Source organism: Georgenia halophila (assembly GCF_039541595.1).
Genome location: NZ_BAABGN010000027.1, coordinates 20,827 through 37,258 on the forward strand (window position 1 = coordinate 20,827; position 16,432 = coordinate 37,258).

The 16,432-nt window shown below is 69.9% G+C and carries 15 protein-coding genes, 2 tRNA genes and 1 pseudogene; 9 read left to right on the top strand and 9 right to left on the bottom strand.

What is annotated here, in order from left to right; genetic code table 11:
- Positions 1 to 2: 2 nt before the first annotated feature.
- Together ABD907_RS20680 and ABD907_RS20685 are read right to left on the bottom strand one after the other, a co-directional pair.
- Positions 3 to 878, bottom strand: coding sequence for an ABC transporter substrate-binding protein (locus tag ABD907_RS20680; RefSeq protein WP_345219167.1), 876 nt, complete (start codon positions 876 to 878; stop codon positions 3 to 5).
- Positions 879 to 914: 36 nt separating this feature from the next.
- Complete coding sequence (locus ABD907_RS20685; protein ID WP_345219168.1) at positions 915 to 2,852, bottom strand: glycoside hydrolase family 127 protein; 1,938 nt, start codon at positions 2,850 to 2,852, stop codon at positions 915 to 917.
- Positions 2,853 to 3,051: 199 nt separating this feature from the next.
- Here ABD907_RS20685 and ABD907_RS20690 point away from each other — a divergent pair, with 199 nt between their 5' ends.
- Entirely contained in the window at positions 3,052 to 4,080 is a 1,029-nt protein-coding gene (locus ABD907_RS20690) for a LacI family DNA-binding transcriptional regulator (RefSeq protein ID WP_345219169.1), read from the top strand.
- A gap of 217 nt (positions 4,081 to 4,297) precedes the next feature.
- A tRNA-Lys gene (locus ABD907_RS20695) sits at positions 4,298 to 4,373 on the top strand.
- A gap of 39 nt (positions 4,374 to 4,412) precedes the next feature.
- Here the strand turns inward: ABD907_RS20695 and ABD907_RS20700 are convergent.
- The 4 genes from ABD907_RS20700 to ABD907_RS20715 all read right to left on the bottom strand — a co-directional run bounded on the left by ABD907_RS20700 (position 4,413) and on the right by ABD907_RS20715 (position 8,727).
- The gene (locus tag ABD907_RS20700) at positions 4,413 to 5,318 is read right to left on the bottom strand and encodes a carbohydrate ABC transporter permease (RefSeq protein ID WP_345219170.1); all 906 of its coding nucleotides are present in this window, start codon (positions 5,316 to 5,318) and stop codon (positions 4,413 to 4,415) included.
- Entirely contained in the window at positions 5,315 to 6,340 is a 1,026-nt protein-coding gene (locus ABD907_RS20705; protein WP_345219171.1) for a carbohydrate ABC transporter permease, read from the bottom strand. The genes ABD907_RS20700 and ABD907_RS20705 overlap by 4 nt, the downstream gene beginning before the upstream one ends.
- Entirely contained in the window at positions 6,337 to 7,746 is a 1,410-nt protein-coding gene (gene ngcE, locus ABD907_RS20710; RefSeq protein ID WP_345219172.1) for an N-acetylglucosamine/diacetylchitobiose ABC transporter substrate-binding protein, read from the bottom strand. Before ngcE ends, ABD907_RS20705 begins: the two co-directional genes overlap by 4 nt.
- Positions 7,747 to 7,827: 81 nt before the next feature.
- Entirely contained in the window at positions 7,828 to 8,727 is a 900-nt protein-coding gene (locus ABD907_RS20715) for a MurR/RpiR family transcriptional regulator (RefSeq protein WP_345219173.1), read from the bottom strand.
- Positions 8,728 to 8,939: 212 nt separating this feature from the next.
- Between ABD907_RS20715 and ABD907_RS20720 the strand changes: the two genes are divergently transcribed.
- The 7 genes from ABD907_RS20720 (at position 8,940) to helR (ending at position 14,855) form a co-directional block, all read left to right on the top strand.
- Entirely contained in the window at positions 8,940 to 9,638 is a 699-nt protein-coding gene (locus ABD907_RS20720) for an ANTAR domain-containing response regulator (protein ID WP_345219174.1), read from the top strand.
- Positions 9,639 to 9,801: 163 nt separating this feature from the next.
- Positions 9,802 to 10,245 (top strand): DUF6098 family protein, encoded by a 444-nt coding sequence (locus ABD907_RS20725; protein ID WP_345219175.1) that lies wholly within the window; start codon positions 9,802 to 9,804, stop codon positions 10,243 to 10,245.
- A 77-nt stretch (positions 10,246 to 10,322) separates the two neighbouring features.
- Complete coding sequence (locus tag ABD907_RS20730; RefSeq protein WP_345219176.1) at positions 10,323 to 10,799, top strand: peroxiredoxin; 477 nt, start codon at positions 10,323 to 10,325, stop codon at positions 10,797 to 10,799.
- Between the two features lie 239 nt (positions 10,800 to 11,038).
- Positions 11,039 to 11,120 (top strand) — tRNA-Leu (locus tag ABD907_RS20735).
- A 425-nt stretch (positions 11,121 to 11,545) separates the two neighbouring features.
- The gene (locus ABD907_RS20740) at positions 11,546 to 12,082 is read left to right on the top strand and encodes a DUF4916 domain-containing protein (protein ID WP_345219177.1); all 537 of its coding nucleotides are present in this window, start codon (positions 11,546 to 11,548) and stop codon (positions 12,080 to 12,082) included.
- Entirely contained in the window at positions 12,082 to 12,495 is a 414-nt protein-coding gene (locus ABD907_RS20745) for a DUF3054 domain-containing protein (RefSeq protein ID WP_345219178.1), read from the top strand. Before ABD907_RS20740 ends, ABD907_RS20745 begins: the two co-directional genes overlap by 1 nt.
- Before the next feature lie 206 nt (positions 12,496 to 12,701).
- Positions 12,702 to 14,855 (top strand): RNA polymerase recycling motor ATPase HelR, encoded by a 2,154-nt coding sequence (gene helR, locus ABD907_RS20750; protein WP_345219179.1) that lies wholly within the window; start codon positions 12,702 to 12,704, stop codon positions 14,853 to 14,855.
- Between the two features lie 39 nt (positions 14,856 to 14,894).
- Here helR and rdgB read toward each other — a convergent pair whose 3' ends face one another.
- From rdgB to ABD907_RS21325, 3 genes and pseudogenes are all read right to left on the bottom strand, one after another.
- Positions 14,895 to 15,539 (bottom strand): RdgB/HAM1 family non-canonical purine NTP pyrophosphatase, encoded by a 645-nt coding sequence (gene rdgB / locus ABD907_RS20755; protein WP_345219180.1) that lies wholly within the window; start codon positions 15,537 to 15,539, stop codon positions 14,895 to 14,897.
- Positions 15,536 to 16,309, bottom strand: coding sequence for a ribonuclease PH (gene rph, locus ABD907_RS20760; protein ID WP_345219181.1), 774 nt, complete (start codon positions 16,307 to 16,309; stop codon positions 15,536 to 15,538). The genes rdgB and rph overlap by 4 nt, the downstream gene beginning before the upstream one ends.
- Before the next feature lie 14 nt (positions 16,310 to 16,323).
- A pseudogene (locus ABD907_RS21325) lies at positions 16,324 to 16,432 on the bottom strand (IS110 family transposase); the annotation flags it as partial.

Sequence of the window (16,432 nt, forward strand, 5' to 3'; positions counted from 1 at the left end):
CGTCAGGGCACGATCACGCCGTAGGCGTTGGGCATCATGCCGAGACGTCCGGCGACGAAATCGGCGTTCCAGCGGGAGGCGTCGTCGCTGAAGGAACCGGGAGGCACGAGCTCCTCGTCCCACATGGTTCGGAGCATCTCCAGGGTGCGTCGAACGGCGTCGTTCCCGGCGACGTTTCCGCTCTGGCTCCCGACCTCCCCCGCAATGAGTTCTCTGTCGGCCGCCCAAATGTGCGGCTGGACGGTGAAGCCGAGCGCGCCGGAGGAGTTCCCGGGATACGACCAGCCCCACGTGTTGTCGCCAAGCGCCGAGATGGCCCTGGCCGCCTCGAGGTACCCCTCGAAGGAGGTGGTGGCCTCGTCGATATCGACGCCGGCGCGGTCGAACAGGTCGAGATTGCACCACAGCACCGAGTTGTCGGCGAGGAACGGAACCCCGTAGAACTTCTCGTCCTTGGTGGCCAGGCCGAGGTGACCGGGGCTGAGCCGGTCCCGGTACGGCAGCTCCTCGATGAGCGGCGTCAGGTCCGTGAAAGCGTCCCGGTAGATGAACAACGCCGAGTTGATGTCGTCGATGTCGACGAGATCCGGCGGGCGTCGCCCGCGGATCGCCGTCGCGAGCTTGGTGACGTATTGCCCGCCGGGGATGGGTGTCAGGTCGATCCGGATGCGGTCCTGCGCGGCGTGGAACGCGTCCACCATCGCCTGCGTCCCCGACTGCGTCTCGGACCGGCACCAGACGTTGATCGTCCCGCGGGCGCCCTCCCCGAAGCCGGCGACCGTCACGTCCGCCGGTGGCAGCTGCCCGCCGCAGCCGGACAGGGCCGAGGCCCCGCCCAGCCCCGCGAGCGTCAGGAATCCTCTGCGTGAGAGCCTCATTGCTTCTCCTCGCGTTCCGGGTCTCGGCGTCCGGTCTCAGCCGCGGGCGACCGGGATCCAGACTCGCATCGGCCGGGGGCCGCGGTTGGCCCAGGCGTAGTAGGGGATCGCGGTGAGCTGCACGGGCTCACCAGGCTCTGCCCGCCGGGCACCCGCCGCTGCGTAGGGGCTCAGCGCGTCCGCGGGCGGTGGGCTGCCGCGGTACCCCTGCAGGTGCAGGACCGTCACGCCGCCGAGCAGATCCTCACGGTGCTCAGCCGTGACCTCGCCGGACGGGTCGGCGCGCACGTCGTCGACGACGACGCCGTCCGGCTGGTCGTGCGCCTCGACGGCGTAGACCAGCGGGCCGCGCTCGAGCGCGACGCAGCCACGCACGGCATCGACCCGCTCGTCGGCCACCGTGAACCGCGGTGTCAGCGGCAGGTCCAGGGTGACGGCGTCACCCTCCGCCCAGGTCCGTGTGACGGAGGCGTACTCGCCGGCGGTGACCAGATCGCCGTCGAGCGTGGCGCCGTCGGCCCAGGCGGGGACGCGAAGGGCCAGCGCGACCGGTGCGGCGGGGGCGTTGCGTACCGTGACCCGCACGCTGCCCTCCCACGGATAGGCCGTCTCGACGTCGAGCTCGAGACCGGCCGCGGCGATCGTTCCGGCGGCGTACTGGTGGATCTGCACCGAGGGCGGTCCGGCGTCGCCAGTGCTGGCGGTGCCCGTGGTGGCGAGGTAGCCGGCCAGGCTGGACAGGGTCCGCATCACGTTGGGCGGGCAGCACGCGCAGTCGAACCAGCCGCGGCGCCCGTGCGCCGGGCTCCGGTTCTCCTCCGGGTTCGCGTCGCTGCGCAGCTGAAGCGGGTTGACGTAGAAGAACTCCCTGCCGGTGAGCGAGACGCCGGCCAGCATGCCGTTGAGCAGCATCCGCTCGATCTGGTCCGCGTAGCGCGCCTCACCGGTGGCCAGCAGCATGCGCCATGCCCACTGCACGCCGCCGATGGCGGCGCAGGTCTCGGCGTAGGCACGGTCAGCGGGGAGCTCGTAGGGGTCGCCGAAGGACTCCCCCTCCCAGCGGGAGCCCAGGCCGCCGGTGAGGTACTGCTTCGAACGCTCCATGGAGTCGTACTGGCGGCGCAGGGCCTCGAGCAGCTCCGTGTCACCGGTCTCGACCGCGACGTCGGTGGCGCCGGCCGCAAGGTAGACGGCTCGCACGGCGTGGCCCTCGACGGTCGTCGCCTCGCGGACGGGCACGCGGTCGGAGAAGTAGGTGGGCTCGTGACCGTGGGAGGCGATGAGGCCGTGGCCCCTGGCCTCGACGAACCACTGCGCGAGGTCGAGGTACTCGCGCGTCCCGGTCTCGCGGTAGAGCTCGACGAGCGCGGTCTCGATGACCGGGTGGCCATCGACATCCTCGATCTTGCCGGGCCCGAACGTGGCCACGAGGTGGTCGGCGATCCGGGTGCCGACGTCGAGCAGCTCCCGACGTCCGGTGGTCCGGGCCTGCGCGACGGCGGCCTGGATGAGGTGCCCGGCGCAGTAGTGCTCGTGGCTCCACGGCAGCTTGCGGTACCGCTCGCCCTCGCGGACCTCGACGACGGAGTTGAGGTAGCCGTCCTCGGCCTGAGCGCGGGCGAGGAACCCGGTGAGCTCCAGCTGCGCCTCGAGCAAGTCCTCCCCGCCGCTGCGCCCGTACTCCCATGCCGCGGCCTCGACCCACTTGTGCACGTCGGAGTCGGCGAAGATCGGGCCCTGCGGCGACCCCTCGACCGTCCCGGCGGCGATCTCGAGGTTGCGCACGTTGTTCGCCTTGCGCAGGTACTCCAGCCCGGTGGGGATCGTCGCGCTTCGGTTCACCTCGGCCCGCTCGTGCCACACGCCGCCGGTGATGCGTGCCTGACCCGGCGGCACCGGACGCAGCCGTACGGCCGCGGAGGCGGTCGGAGCGGCGGGACCCGCCGTCGTACCGGTCGATGTGCTGGTGCTCAAGGGATCTCCTCGTCGAGACGGTTGCGCCGGGGAACCGATCCGGAAATTTCCGGAACACGTTTTCGGAACGCTAAGGGTCGATGTGCAAGGATGTCAACGCCTCTCGTGCGCGCATTCCACCTTGCCTGAGGCTCCACTGACATAGACTCCGGGACATGCGAGGGCGATCCGGAACGCCCGGAATGCCAGGGAGGTGCATGTGTCCGAACCACAACGACCGGTGCGGATCGTCGACGTCGCAGCGCTGGCGGGGGTCTCGCCGAGCACCGTGTCGAAGGCCCTGAACAACAACGGGCTCCTCAAGGACACCACCCGTGAACGGGTCCAGCAGGCCGCCGAGAAGCTCGGGTTCGTCCCCGATGCCGCCGCGCGCTCCCTGCAGGCGAGGCGCACGTACACCGTCGGACTCCTGAGCACCGACAGCGCCGGCCGCTTCTCGCTCCCGGTGGTCCTCGGCGCGGAGAACGCGTTGCTCGCCGGACAGATTTCCGCGCTGCTGGCCACCGCCCGCCACGACCCCGTCCGCGAGCAGCACCACATCCGTTCACTGGTCAGCCGCCGGGTTGACGGCATCATCGTCACGGGCCGCACCACCGAACCACGGGCACCGATCGAGGCGCTGGCTCCCGTGGTCTACGCCTTCGCGCCGTCCACCGACCCGCGGGACGCGTCCGTGGTGCCGGACGACGCCGACGGCATGCGGCAGATGGTCGAGCACCTGCGCTCGCTGGGGCACCGCCGCGTCGCCTACGTCGGCGGCAGACCGGACCAGCGCAGCTCGCACCTGCGCTACGACGCCACGGTCACCGCGGCACAGGAGCGCGGCATGACCGTCGTCGGCGAGCCGCGCTACGGCGAGTGGAGCGAGCGATGGGGCCGGCACGCGGTCGACATGCTCACCGGTGACGGACTGCTGGTTGAGGACGGTCCCGACCGGGTCGATGCCGTCGTCTTCGCCTCAGACCAGATCGCCCGCGGCGGCACGGACCGCCTGCGCGAACGAGGGATGCGGGTGCCGGAGGATGTCGCCGTCACCGGGTACGACGACTGGCAGGTCATGTCCATGGCGAGCCGGCCGCCGCTGACCACCGTGGACATGCGCCTGGAGACGCTTGGTCAGCGCGCGGCGGAGATGCTCCTCGCCGCGGTCGCTGGGGAGGCGTTCCACGGCACCGAGCTGGTTACGCCCCGATTGATCGCGCGAGAGTCGACGCTCGGCACGAGCTAGCCTGCAGCGGCGCCCCGGCGCGCATGCGATCGGCTGTTGAGAGCGGCCGGCACAACCGGTCGTGACATTCGTCCACCGCGGGACCACCCCGCACGGCGACGGCGGACCCCCACCCCGGCAAGGTCCGCCGTCGAGCTGTGCGGGACATCACCGCCGGGTGGCGCCACCCGGCTTGGAGGCCCAGTCCGGCGTGCAGTAAAGTCAGCCGTCGCAGCACGCACCGCTAGCTCAATTGGTAGAGCAACTGACTCTTAATCAGTGGGTTCCGGGTTCGAGTCCCGGGCGGTGTACCACTCCTGATCCCCGCCCTGATAACCAGGGCGGGGATCTTTCTACTTCATGGTGCCCTGGCTCACCGAGCCCTGGAGCTGGCGCTGGAAGAGCACGTACACGACCAGCACCGGGACGATGGTGATCACCACCGCTGCGAACATCTGGTCGAACTGCGACGCGTAGCCCGCCGAGGACACGAAGCTGGCCAGTCGCTGCGAGAGCACCCAGTTGTCCTGGTTGGTGTTCAGCGCCACCGGCAGCAGGAACTGGTTCCAGAGGCCGAGGAAGTTGAAGATGGCCACGGAGGCCATCCCCGGCCGTGCCATCGGCAGCATCACCTGGAAGAACGTCCGCCACTCGCCCGCGCCGTCGATCGCGGCGGCCTCGGAGATGTCCTCCGGGAGCCCTCGGAAGAACGAGTAGAGGAAGAACACCGTGAAGGGCAGCGCGAACGCGACGTAGGTGAGGATGAGCCCGGGCAGCGTGCCCCGCAGGCCCATGTTGTCCAGCACGAAGAACAGCGGGACGATCGCCAGGAACACCGGGAAGGTCAGACCGGCGAGCATGAGGTAGTAGATCCCGCGCCGGCCCGGGAACTGGAAGCGTCCGAGCACGTAGGCGCACATCGCGCCGAGCAGCATGACCAGCACCAGGGCCGCGCCGACGACGATCACGGTGTTGAGGAACGCGTCGCCGATGCTGGCCTCGGTCCAGGCGTCGACGTAGTTGTCGAAGCTCCACGAGGACGGCAGCCCGAACGGGGCACCGAAGATCTCCTCGTTGCTCTTGAAGGAGCTCAGCACCGTCCACAGCATCGGCGCGATCACGAGGATGCACCAGATCGCCAGGACCGTGTGGGTGATCGTCGCGACCACACGGTCGCCCCCGCCTCCGCGGCGGCCTTCATGACGGGTCGGGGTCGTCGTCGCGACTCCCTCGGCGGGAGCCGTCTCAACGGCACTCATGCGTTTCCCTTCTCGTCACGGCCGCCGGTCAGGTAGTTCACGGTGAACACCAGCGCCGCGAACACCAGCGTGACGATCGCCATCACCACGCCCATGGCGCTGGAGTAGCCGAACTGTCCCTCGGCGAACGCGGTCCGGAAGAGCTGCTGCGCCATCACCAGCGTGCTGCTCTCGGGACCGCCGCTCGGAGTCAGGCCCTGGACGAACACGAAGATGTCCAGCGCCATGATCCCGAGGTAGATGTACGCCGTCTGCACGTTGTCGCGGATGAGCGGGACCGTGATGGACACTGCGATACGAAGCCGGCTGGCGCCGTCGATCCGCGCCGCCTCGTAGATCTCTGCCGGCACCCCCTTGATCGCCGCGATGAACAGCAGCATGTAGAAGCCGACCATCGACCAGATGACGACGAACATGACCACCGGCATCGCGGTGCTGACCGTGCCCAGCCAGGGGAACGACTCGAACTGCTCCATCCCGAGCGCGGTGAGGATGCCGTTCACCAGGCCACCGCTCGGGTCGAAGATCAGCCGCCACATGATGGCGACCGCGATCGCCGGGATCACGTAGGGGAAGAACGAGACCACCCGGTAGAACGACGAGTTGCGGATCCCCCGGACCTGGCCCTTCTCGGCGCCGCCGACCGTGATGAGGGTGGCGAAGACGAGCGCGATGACGATCGTGACGAACGGGACCACCAGGGCGACGGCCACGCTGTTGCCGATGGCGTTGACGAAGCGCGGGTCCTCGGTCAGCCGTAAGAAGTTGTTCAGACCGACGAAGTTGAACTCGGCGGTGTAGCCGGACCAGTCGGTCATCGAGTAGAACGCCGCCTGGACGAACGGCCAGATGACGAAGACGATGAAGATGACCAGCGGGAGCCCGAGGAACACCGCCATGAAGCTGACGTAGTCCGCCGTCAGCTTGCGGCGGCGGCCGCCCGCTCCGGACGCCTTTCGGCGGCCGGAGCGGGCTGCCATCGCCCCTGCGGCATCGAGGGAGTCTGGAGCGAAAGACGTCATTCGACCGTGATCTTCTCGATCGACGGGTCCTCTCGGACGCGGTCCGTGATGGCCTGCAGCTCGGACGTCAGGTCCTCCACGGACTTGTTGCCACCGAGGAAGGAGTTCCAGATCGGCAGCTGCTCGGTGTTCATGCCGTAGAGGCTGACGAAGTTCCAGGTGAAGATGTTGTCGCCGGCGGCCTCGAGCATGTCGGTCTGCGACACCAGCGCCGTGGACCCGAACCCGTCCTCCGGGACGAGGCCCTTGACGATGGTGGGGGCGAGCTTCTCGCGGCAGAAGTTCGTCGCCGCCTCCTCCGAGAGCATGATCCGCAGGACCTCCTTGCCGCCGGCCACGTTCGCCGCCTCGGAGGGCACGATGTACGGCTCGCCCGCGGTGGAGTGGAGGGCCTCGGCAGGCATCGCCGAGCTCGACGTCAGGGAGAAGCTCGGCACGCCCCTCATCTGGAAGTTGTCCGCCGTGTTGCCCTTCATCTCGTTCTCGATCCACGACCCGGTGGGATAGAGCAGCGCGGCCTGGTCGTTGCTCCACTGCGCCTGGGCCGCGGTGAACTGGGTGCCGGCACCGCCCGGCTTGAAGTAGCCCAGGTCGATGATCTCCTTCATCGCCTGGAACACGCCCTGGACCGCCTCGTGCGACCAGCAGTTCGGCTCGAGGTTCTCCAGCGCGAGACGGACCTCGTCACCGCCCTCCTTGATGGCGGAGTCGACGGCGAGCGTCTGGTAGTAGGTGGCGGCCTCGGTGCCCCAGAGGAACAGGTACTTGTCCTGCTCCTTGGCTGCGGCGCCGAGCTCCTTCGCCTCCGCCCACGTGGTCGGCGGCGTCCAGCCGTTCTCGTCGAACAGGCTTTGCGAGTACCACACGCCGTAGACGGTCAGCACGTAGTTGATGGCGGCGAACTTGTCGCCGAAGGTGCCCGGGGCCAGCACGCCTCCGTAGAGGGTGTCGCGGATCGTGGTGCCCTCGAGGTTCGGCGCGTCGATCACGTCGGTGAGGTCCTCGAGCTGGCCGAGGATCGTGTTGAAGCCGATCTGGTTGGAGCCAGAGTTGTCGACGAGGTCCGGCGGGTTGCCGCCGACGAACCGCGGCTGGAGCTGCGTCGCGATCTGGGTGGACGGCGTGACCTCGACCGTCGAGCCCTCGTGCTCCTGGGCGAAGATCTCGCCGGCGAACTCGACGTAGTCGACGCCGTAGCCGCCGTCGAAGATGACCGCGTCGACCGTGGAGTTCTCCGGCAGACCGAAGGGATTGCCCTCGGACGCGCCGGTGGTCGCTCCCGTCGTCTCTTCGTCGCTGCCCCCGCCACCACTGGTGGCGCACGAGGCGAGTGTGATCCCGACAGGGAGGTACAGCGCGCCGCGCAGGATGGCGCGGCGGCTCGGTGTGGTGGTCTGATCGTTCATCGTCGTCGATGCCTTTCTCTGGTTTTCCTGATCTCTGGTTTGCGGTTCTGGTGCGGGCTGTCAGCCGGTCCTTCGAGGCGGTCAGCCGGCTCGTCGGTGACCGGACACGGCATCGGCGGACGCCGCGATGCGCTCGACGGTGGCTCCGTAGTCGTGCTGGGCGACGAGGAGGTAGAGGAGGTCCAGCACGAAGAGCTGGGAATGCTTGGCGGACAGGTCGGCAGGATGCAGGTACTGCTCCGGGACGGACGCGAGGAGGCACACGTCGGCGAGCTGAGCCAGCGGCGAGGCGCTGCGGCTGGTGATGGCGACCGTGAAGGCGTCTGCCGCCTTGGCGCGCGCCAGCATCTCGAACGTCTCCTTGGTGCTCCCGCTGTGCGAGATGCCGACCGCCGTCGTGCGTTCGTCCTGGATGGAGGCGCTGGCCAGGCCGGCGTGCACGTCGCCCCAGGCATGGGCGTTGACACCGATGCGGTACAGCCGGCTCTGCATCTCGGAGGCCATCGCCGCACTGCCACCGGTGCCGTAGATGTCGAGGTGGCGTGCCTGCGCGATGCGCTGCGCCACGAGCGTGCAGAGCTGGAGGTCGAGCACGCTCGAGGTCGCCCGCAGCGAACGGACGTGGGCGTTGAGGAGCGTGTGCAGCACCTCCTCCGGAGGGTCGCGGGGGTCGAGGGTCCGGCCCATCTCGGAGCGCCAGGCCTCGTCGTCGGCGTCGACCCGGCCGGAGTCGGTCGCCACGCCGACACGGAACTGCACGTAGCCGGGATAGCCGAGCTGCCGGCAGAACCGGGTCACCGTCGCCGGTGAGGTGCCGGCGCGCTGGGCGAGCTCGGTGATCGACAGCTCCAGCGGCGCAGTCGGGTCCTCGAGCAGCACCTCGGCCAGCTTGGCCATCGCGACCGACATCTCGGGAAGGTTCGCGTGGATGCGCTCGGTGACGCGAAGGGTCCCGCCCACCTCGTCGAGAGCGCCCGCCATTGAAAATCCCTCTCACTCACATTGCCAAGTGAGTGAAAGGTATTCTCACGTGTGAGGTGCGTCAAGCACTTCGGAACTCATCACGACTCTCTGTGACGCAGTCGTGACCTTCTCTGTGCTCGGATCCCCGTGATGGGCGTATGTGGGGACGCCCGCCTGCGCAGAGGTGCGCCGCGGACCTAGGGTCGTGAACAACAACGAGAGGCGGTCCGGTGTACGACCACAAGCTGTACGTCCAGACGCTGTCGGACTTCATCCGCACGCTGGTTCGCCCGTACGACGTCGACTCCTTGCTCAACGACCTCGCACTGCGCATCGCCGACGTGCTGCACCTCTCGGGCGCCGGCGTCTCCCTCGAGCAGGAGGGAAAGCTGCGGATGGTGACCGTGATCCCGTCGCACCTGGCCGCTCTCGAGAAGTACCAGGAGAACCACCAGGACGGCCCCTCCGTGGAGGCCTTCCGCGACTCTCGGGTCTCCCTCATCCCCGACGTCGAGTACACGCGTAACCGCTGGCCCGAGTACGTCGAGCTCGCCCGGGCGAGCGGCACGTCCTCGATCGCGGTCCTCCCGCTCGCTCTCGACGAACGCGCCTTCGGCACCCTGAGCCTGTACGCCGACCGCCGGGACTGGCCGGAGGACGACGTCGCCGCCGCCTCACTGATGGCCGACATGGCGACCGGCTACCTGATCAACGCCTCGACGCACCACCAGCAGAACGAGCTGAACGACCAGCTGAGCCACGCACTGGAGTCTCGTGTGGTCATCGAGCAGGCCAAGGGCATCATCGCCGAGTCCCGCGGCCTCTCCGTCTCGCAGGCCTTCGAGCTGATCCGGCGGCACGCCCGCAGCCACAACGTGAAGGTCCGGGATCTCTCCGAGGCGATCGTCGACATGGGCCTGCGGATCTGAATCTGCACGACGTCACGTAGATCACACTCGCCGGGCTCTTGCCGCGCGGCTGCGCCGCGGTTACCGTTCGAACACCCGTCCTGGACCCGGCGGGCTCTTTGCCGCTCCAGCCACCCGGCGGCGCCGTTGTGCGCCCCGTGCGCAGTGGAAGGTGGAGCCTGCCTTGTCCGACGCCCGCGTCATTGATATTCACGCCAATGACGACCGCTATCCGACTGACCTTCCCGTGCTCGACTCGGTCAACCAGGTCGTCCGCCTCATCCAGACGACGGGTGAGCTCTTCCTCCGGGTCAGCGCTGACGGCGACAACGCAGGTCCCCGGGACCCGGAGAGCGGGTATCGCCTGCCGGGCGCCCCATGCTTCGCCCTGGTCCCCGAGCCCTGGTGGCTGGACAGCACCGAGTCGTGGGTGGCTCGGCAGCTGGTGAGCCGTGCCTACCTCATCACCGGCGGCGCCCGTGCCCGCGTGCTTGCCGGCACCGTGGTGGGACGCGGCGTCGACGGGCAGCCGCTCGTGGCGCCCACCCACCCGTTGGCGCGGGTGGAGCGGATGGCCTTCGTCGAGGCGGAGAGCGTCTACGCCGCCTGGCGGTGCCGGCACGTCTGAGGCGGCCGGTCCTGCCGGGTGCCGGCGACGGCGGGGCGGGTCGGACATCGATCCGCTTCGTCTGGGAGGATGGCGCCATGCCACGACTCGACACCGGCGACACCGCTCCTGACTTCACCCTTCCGACGGCCGACGGTGGCGAGGTCTCCCTCGCGACCTTGCGTGCCGAGGCCGAGAAGGGCGTCATCGTCTACTTCTACCCGGCCGCGAGCACACCGGGCTGCACCACCGAGGCGTGCGACTTCCGTGACTCGCTCGCCTCGCTGACCTCGGCCGGCTACGCCGTCGTGGGGGTCTCCCCCGACGCGGTGGACAAGCTCGCGAAGTTCGCCGACGACGAGTCGCTGAGCTTCCCGCTCGCGTCCGACGCCTCCCACGAGGTCCTCGAGGCCTACGGCGCGTGGGGCGAGAAGACCAACTACGGCAAGACCTCCGTCGGGGTCATCCGCTCGACCGTCGTCGTCGACCCGGGCGGCAAGGTGGCCGAGGCTCAGTACAACGTCAAGGCGACCGGCCACGTCGGTCGCCTGCGCAGCAAGCTCGGGGTTGGCTGACCGTAGCCGGCGGCACTAGTCGCTCCGGGGACGAACTGCCCCCGGCCGAGCCCGCACCCCGGCGCCCGTCCTACGGCGCGACTTCCGCAGGACAGTCCTTCCACACTCCCGCCACAGTCGCCAGACACGCCCCCCGGCCGAGCCCGCACTCCGGCGCCCGGCCGCGATCGTCGACTACGCCGACCGCGGGTAGCGCGGACGGGAGAGGGCCGGATCGCACTGGGTACCCTGGGGGCCGAGCGCGAGTGGCGTAATTGGCAGCCGCGCCAGGTTTAGGTCCTGGTGCCTTCGGGCGTAGGGGTTCGAGTCCCCTCTCGCGCACCGCTTGACCTGCCCGCGCAGCAGGATGCAGGGGGCGCTGACCGGCCGCCCGTGCGGCCCCAGGCACCTTCCGCACGGCCCGCTTCACGGGTGTGGGCAGAGGGGACCGTCGTCGTCTCCACACCCGGACGGCAGATTGAGCAGATTCTTCGCGGACGCTGAGCCGATCTTGAGGTAGATCCAGGCAGGTCCTGAGCCGGCGGGCATAGTCTCGTCAGAGCGATGCTGACGTAACACCCCCCCTGCTACGTCAGCATCCGACAACGGGCCCCCGGCCGACCCCCATGGGTTGGGCGGGGGCTTCGTCGTCTGGCGAAGCCTCTGCTCACGGAGCACCGAGCACGGCGGGTTCGACGACCGTCCGACGACCGGGCCCTCCGGCCAGTCTTCGTGCGTCGTGGCCCTCGGCGCGATACAAACGAGGGGTGAGTGACATCGCGAGCGGCGACATGGGGCCTTGGCTCTCCCCGGAGGACCTGGAGATGGTGCGCCGCAAGGTGCCCATGCTCTACATCGACGTGCTGCCGGCCCGGCTGGGCGAGCGCGGCGAGCTCGAGGCGGTCGGCCTCCTGCTCCGTGGGACCAGCGAGGGCGGGATCTCCCGAGCCCTGGTCTCGGGCCGCGTGCTGTACCACGAGACGATCCGCGAGGCCCTCGAGCGGCACCTCGAGAAGGACCTCGGCCCGATGGCGCTGCCGCAGCTGCCGCTGAGCCTCGTGCCGTACGCCGTCGGCGAGTACTTCCCGACGCCGGGCGGCCCCTTCCACGACCCGCGCCAGCATGCCGTCTCGCTGGCCTACGTCGTCCCGGTCGCGGGTGACTGCCAGCCGCGCAACGACACCCTCGAGCTGACCTGGCTCACCCCCACCGAGGCGGTCACGCCGGAGATCCTGGGTGACCTGACGGACGGGCACGCCGTCCTGCTGAAGCGCGCACTCGCCCACGCCGGGAAGGTGCTCTGATGACCACGGACAGCTCGATCCCCGAGCCGGTCGCGCCGACCTCACGTCGGCCGCTCCTGTGGTTCCTCGTGGACCTCGCGGCGGTGCTCGTCTTCACCGTGCTCGGCATGGCGATGCACGGCACGCCGGCGAGCGACTTCCTCGTCGTGCTGTGGCCGTTCGTCCTCGGCCTGGCGATCGCCTGGGCCCTACCCGCGGTGCGATCGTTCCCGCTGCTGCTGTGGCCCACGAGCGTGATCGTCTGGGTGGCGACGACGGTGATCGGCCTGGTGCTGCGCGGCATTACCGGCGGAGGCGTCTCCGGGGCGTTTCCGTTCGTCACCGCCGTGGTGCTCGCCGCGTTGCTGGTGGGCTGGCGCCTCGTCCCGTGGGCGCAGCGCCGACGTCATGAGAAGCAGGCCCGCTACCTCTGACCACCGGCCGCTCACTCGGCTCAACCGCGTTGCCGCTCCCCGGCCGCTTGGCCTTCCACGTGGCTCCCGACCCGGCACGGCTCGAACTCCGCGCTGCGCATGGCCACCAACGCCTCGGCCTTTCTCATTTATAGCAGAGTCCTGCTGAGCTCATGAGGGCAGAAATTTCGGTCTAACGTCACGTGCTTCAGATCGGAGCTGATGACGTGAACCCTGTGACCAGCAGTGCTTTTGACCTGCCCCAACGCCTCTCCCACAAGGCCGACCCGACACTGATGTCCCGCGACGAGCAGCACTTCGCGGCGATCGCAACGAGCCTCGAGCAGTCGATCGACGATCTGTCCGACCGGCTCGACGCCGCGCGCAGGTCGCCCGGTGGCAGCGGCCAGGCGGCGTTTGAGCGGGACCAGGAGGTCCACCGGCTGACCGCTCGCCTGCGTACCCTCCGCCGCTTCGGCCTGGATCTGTGCCTCGGGCGCATGGTCGGTGCGAACGACCCCGAGCCGGTGTACATCGGACGACTCGGCCTCACCGACCGCGCGGGCCGCCGACTGCTTGTCGACTGGCGCTCCCCCGCGGCGGAACCGTTCTTCGGTGCCACCCATGCCGACCCGATGGGTCTGGCGAGCCGCCGACGGTATCGCTGGACCCGCGACCGGATCAGCGACTACTGGGACGAGGTGTTCACACCGGAGGGCCTCGAGGGGCACGCCGCGCTCGACGACCAGTCCGCCTTCATCGCCAGCCTGGGCAGCAGCCGGTCGCCCCGGATGCAGGACGTGCTCGGCACCATCCAGGCCGACCAGGACGCCATCATCCGCGCGGAGTCCCGGGGCGCCCTCGTCGTCGACGGCGGTCCGGGCACCGGCAAGACCGTCGTCGCCCTGCACCGCTCCGCCTACCTCCTCTACTCCGACCCTCACCTCGGCCGAGGCCGAGGCGGCGTGCTGTTCGTCGGTCCGCACCAGCCCTACCTGGCCTACGTCGCCGACGTGCTCCCCAGCCTCGGAGAGGAGGGCGTGCAGACCTGCACCCTGCGAGACCTCGTCCCCGAGGGAGCCGCAGCGGCGGACGAGGCCGACCCCGACGTGGCGCGGATGAAGGGTGCCGCCGGCATGGTGCGGGCCATCGAGCCGGCCGTCGGGCTCTACGAGAAGCCGCCCACGACGGGAATGACGGTCGAGACCCACTGGTCCGACGTCTGGCTCAGCGCCGCCGACTGGGCGGAGGCGTTCGACGCCCCAGAACCCGGCACCCCGCACAACGAGGCGCGGGACCAGGTCTGGGACGAGCTGGTCACGATCCTGGTGGACAAGCACGAGGACGATGACGACGTCCCTGCCGACCTGCTGCGCCGCTCACTCACGCAGAACCGTGAGCTGGTCTCGGCCTTCAGCAGGTCCTGGCCGTTGCTCGAGGCGACCGACCTCGTCGGTGACCTGTGGTCGGTGCCGGCCTACCTGCGCATGTGCGCTCCCTGGCTCGAGCCGGAGGAGGTCCGGAAGCTGCAGCGCGCGGACCCGTATGCCTGGACCGTGTCCGACCTGCCGCTCCTGGACGCGGCGCGGCAGCGGCTCGGTGACCCGGAGGCGTCACGACGCCAGCGCAGGAACGACGCCGCCGTGGCCACCCGACGCGCGCGCATGGACGACGTCGTCGACGACCTGATCGCGGCCGACGACTCCGACCTGCTGGTCATGACGATGCTGCGCGGGCAGGACCTGCAGGACGCCCTCGTCGACGAGAGCGCGCTGCCCAGCAACGACCCGGATCTGCTCGCCGGCCCGTTCGCGCACATCGTCGTGGACGAGGCCCAGGAGCTGACCGACGCTCAGTGGCAGATGCTGCTGCTCCGCTGCCCCTCGCGCAGCTTCACCGTCGCCGGGGACCGTGCCCAGGCCAGGCACGGGTTCGCGGAGTCGTGGCAGGAACGCCTCGAGCGGGTCGGGCTCGACCGGATCGGCCTGGCCTCGCTGAGCATCAACTACCGGACGCCGGAAGAGATCATGGCGCAGGCCGAGCCGGTCATCCGTGCCGTCCTCCCGGACGCCAACGTGCCGACCTCCATCCGCAGCACCGACGTCCCCGTCGTGCACGCGCCGACGTCGGAGCTGGGCTCGATCCTCGAGACCTGGCTCGCCGAGAACACCGACGGGACCGCCTGCGTCATCGGTGATCCCACGTTCGCCGAGACGTCCCGTGTCCGCTCGCTGAGCCCGGAGCTGGCCAAGGGCCTCGAGTTCGACCTGGTCGTCCTCGTCGATCCGGAAACGTTCGGCGAGGGCATCGAGGGAGCCGTCGACCGCTACGTCGCGATGACTCGTGCCACTCAGCAGCTCGTCGCTCTCACAAGCTCCTGAGCACGGCGCCCGCCACGCGGCGGGTCGCCGCCGCGGGCGTCAGCGCAGCTCGGCCGCGACGTGCGGGGCGAGCGCGCGGAACGCCTTGCCGCGGTGGCTGATCGCGTGCTTCTCCTCCGGTGTGAGCTCGGCGGACGAGCGAGTCTCGCCGTCGGGCTGCAGGATCGGGTCGTAGCCGAATCCGCCGTCGCCGCGCGGTGACGTGAGCAGCGTGCCCGGCATGGTGCCCTCCTCGACCACCTCGCGGCCCGACGGCGTGACGAGCGCGGCCGCGCAGGCGAACCGTGCGCCGCGGTGCTTCTCCGGCACGTCGGCCAGCTGGGCGAGCAGGAGGTCCAGGTTGGCGCGATCGTCGCCGTGCCGGCCGGCCCAGCGCGCCGAGAACACGCCGGGCGCCCCGCCGAGGACGTCCACGCACAGACCGGAGTCGTCGGCGACGGCGGGCAGGCCGGTCGACGCGACGATCGCGCGGGCCTTGATGAGGGCGTTCTCCGCGAACGTCACCCCGTCCTCGACCGGCTCAGGCGCTCCGACGTCGGCGGCGCCGACCACGGCCTCGGGCGCCAGGGCCGGCAGCAACGGAGCCAGGATGGCGCGCAGTTCTCCGAGCTTGTGCCGGTTGTGGGTGGCGAGGACCAGCCGGGCGCCGGGCGTGGCACCGGCCGAAGCAGCGCCGGTGGTCACGGGCGCAGCTCCAGCGGCCGGGCGAGGGCCTCCGTCTGGATGTCCCGCAGCTGGGCGGCACCGCCGAGCGCCAGGTCGAGCAGCGCGTCCAGCTCACTCCGGTCGAACGGGGCGCCCTCGGCAGTGCCCTGCACCTCGATGAAGGACCCGGAGCCGGTGACCACGACGTTCATGTCGGTCTCGGCCCGGACGTCCTCGACGTAGGGCAGGTCCAGCAGCGGGCGCCCGTCGATGATGCCGACGGAGACCGCGGAGACTGAGTCCTTGAGCACCGGCTTGTTGCGGGAGGGCCGGATGTGCCCCTCCTTGGTGCCCCAGGCGACGGCGTCGGCGAGTGCGACGTAGGCGCCGGTGATGGCGGCGGTGCGAGTGCCGCCGTCGGCCTGGAGGACGTCGCAGTCCAGGACGATGGTGTTCTCGCCCAGGGCACCGACGTCGATGACGGCGCGCAGGGAACGGCCGATCAGCCGGGAGATCTCGTGCGTGCGGCCACCGATCTTGCCCTTGACGGACTCGCGCTGGCTGCGCGTCGACGTCGAGCGCGGCAGCATCGCGTACTCGGCGGTCACCCAGCCCTCGCCGGAGCCCTGCCGCCAGCGCGGGACCCCTTCGGTGAACGAGGCAGCGCACAGCACGCGCGTGCGGCCGAACTCGACCAGCACGCTCCCTTCGGCGGCGTCGAGCCAGCCCCGGGTGATGCGGACCCCCCGCAGTTCGTCGGGACGTCGGCCGTCGGCTCGTGGTGTGGTCTCGGTACTCGGTGAGGGCATGGGTTTCTCCTATGTCAAGCCGCTGCCGCGTAGGTGGGTGCGGCGGCGGTCGACTGGTTGTTCTTCAGGGTGTTGAACACGACTCTTGCGAGTCGGCGTTTCAGGCAGCGCAGGGCCTCAGTC

Bases quoted from the DNA above. Each gene is read 5' to 3' on its own strand.
- ABD907_RS20715 (WP_345219173.1), bottom strand. From the start codon at position 8,727: ATGGCGGGCGCTCTCGACGAGGTGGGCGGGACCCTTCGCGTCACCGAG.
- ABD907_RS20700 (WP_345219170.1), bottom strand. From the start codon at position 5,318: ATGAGTGCCGTTGAGACGGCTCCCGCCGAGGGAGTCGCGACGACGACC.
- ABD907_RS20705 (WP_345219171.1), bottom strand. From the start codon at position 6,340: ATGACGTCTTTCGCTCCAGACTCCCTCGATGCCGCAGGGGCGATGGCA.
- rph (WP_345219181.1), bottom strand. From the start codon at position 16,309: ATGCCCTCACCGAGTACCGAGACCACACCACGAGCCGACGGCCGACGT.
- ABD907_RS20680 (WP_345219167.1), bottom strand. From the start codon at position 878: ATGAGGCTCTCACGCAGAGGATTCCTGACGCTCGCGGGGCTGGGCGGG.
- ABD907_RS20745 (WP_345219178.1), top strand. From the start codon at position 12,082: ATGACCACGGACAGCTCGATCCCCGAGCCGGTCGCGCCGACCTCACGT.
- ABD907_RS20730 (WP_345219176.1), top strand. From the start codon at position 10,323: ATGCCACGACTCGACACCGGCGACACCGCTCCTGACTTCACCCTTCCG.
- ngcE (WP_345219172.1), bottom strand. From the start codon at position 7,746: ATGAACGATCAGACCACCACACCGAGCCGCCGCGCCATCCTGCGCGGC.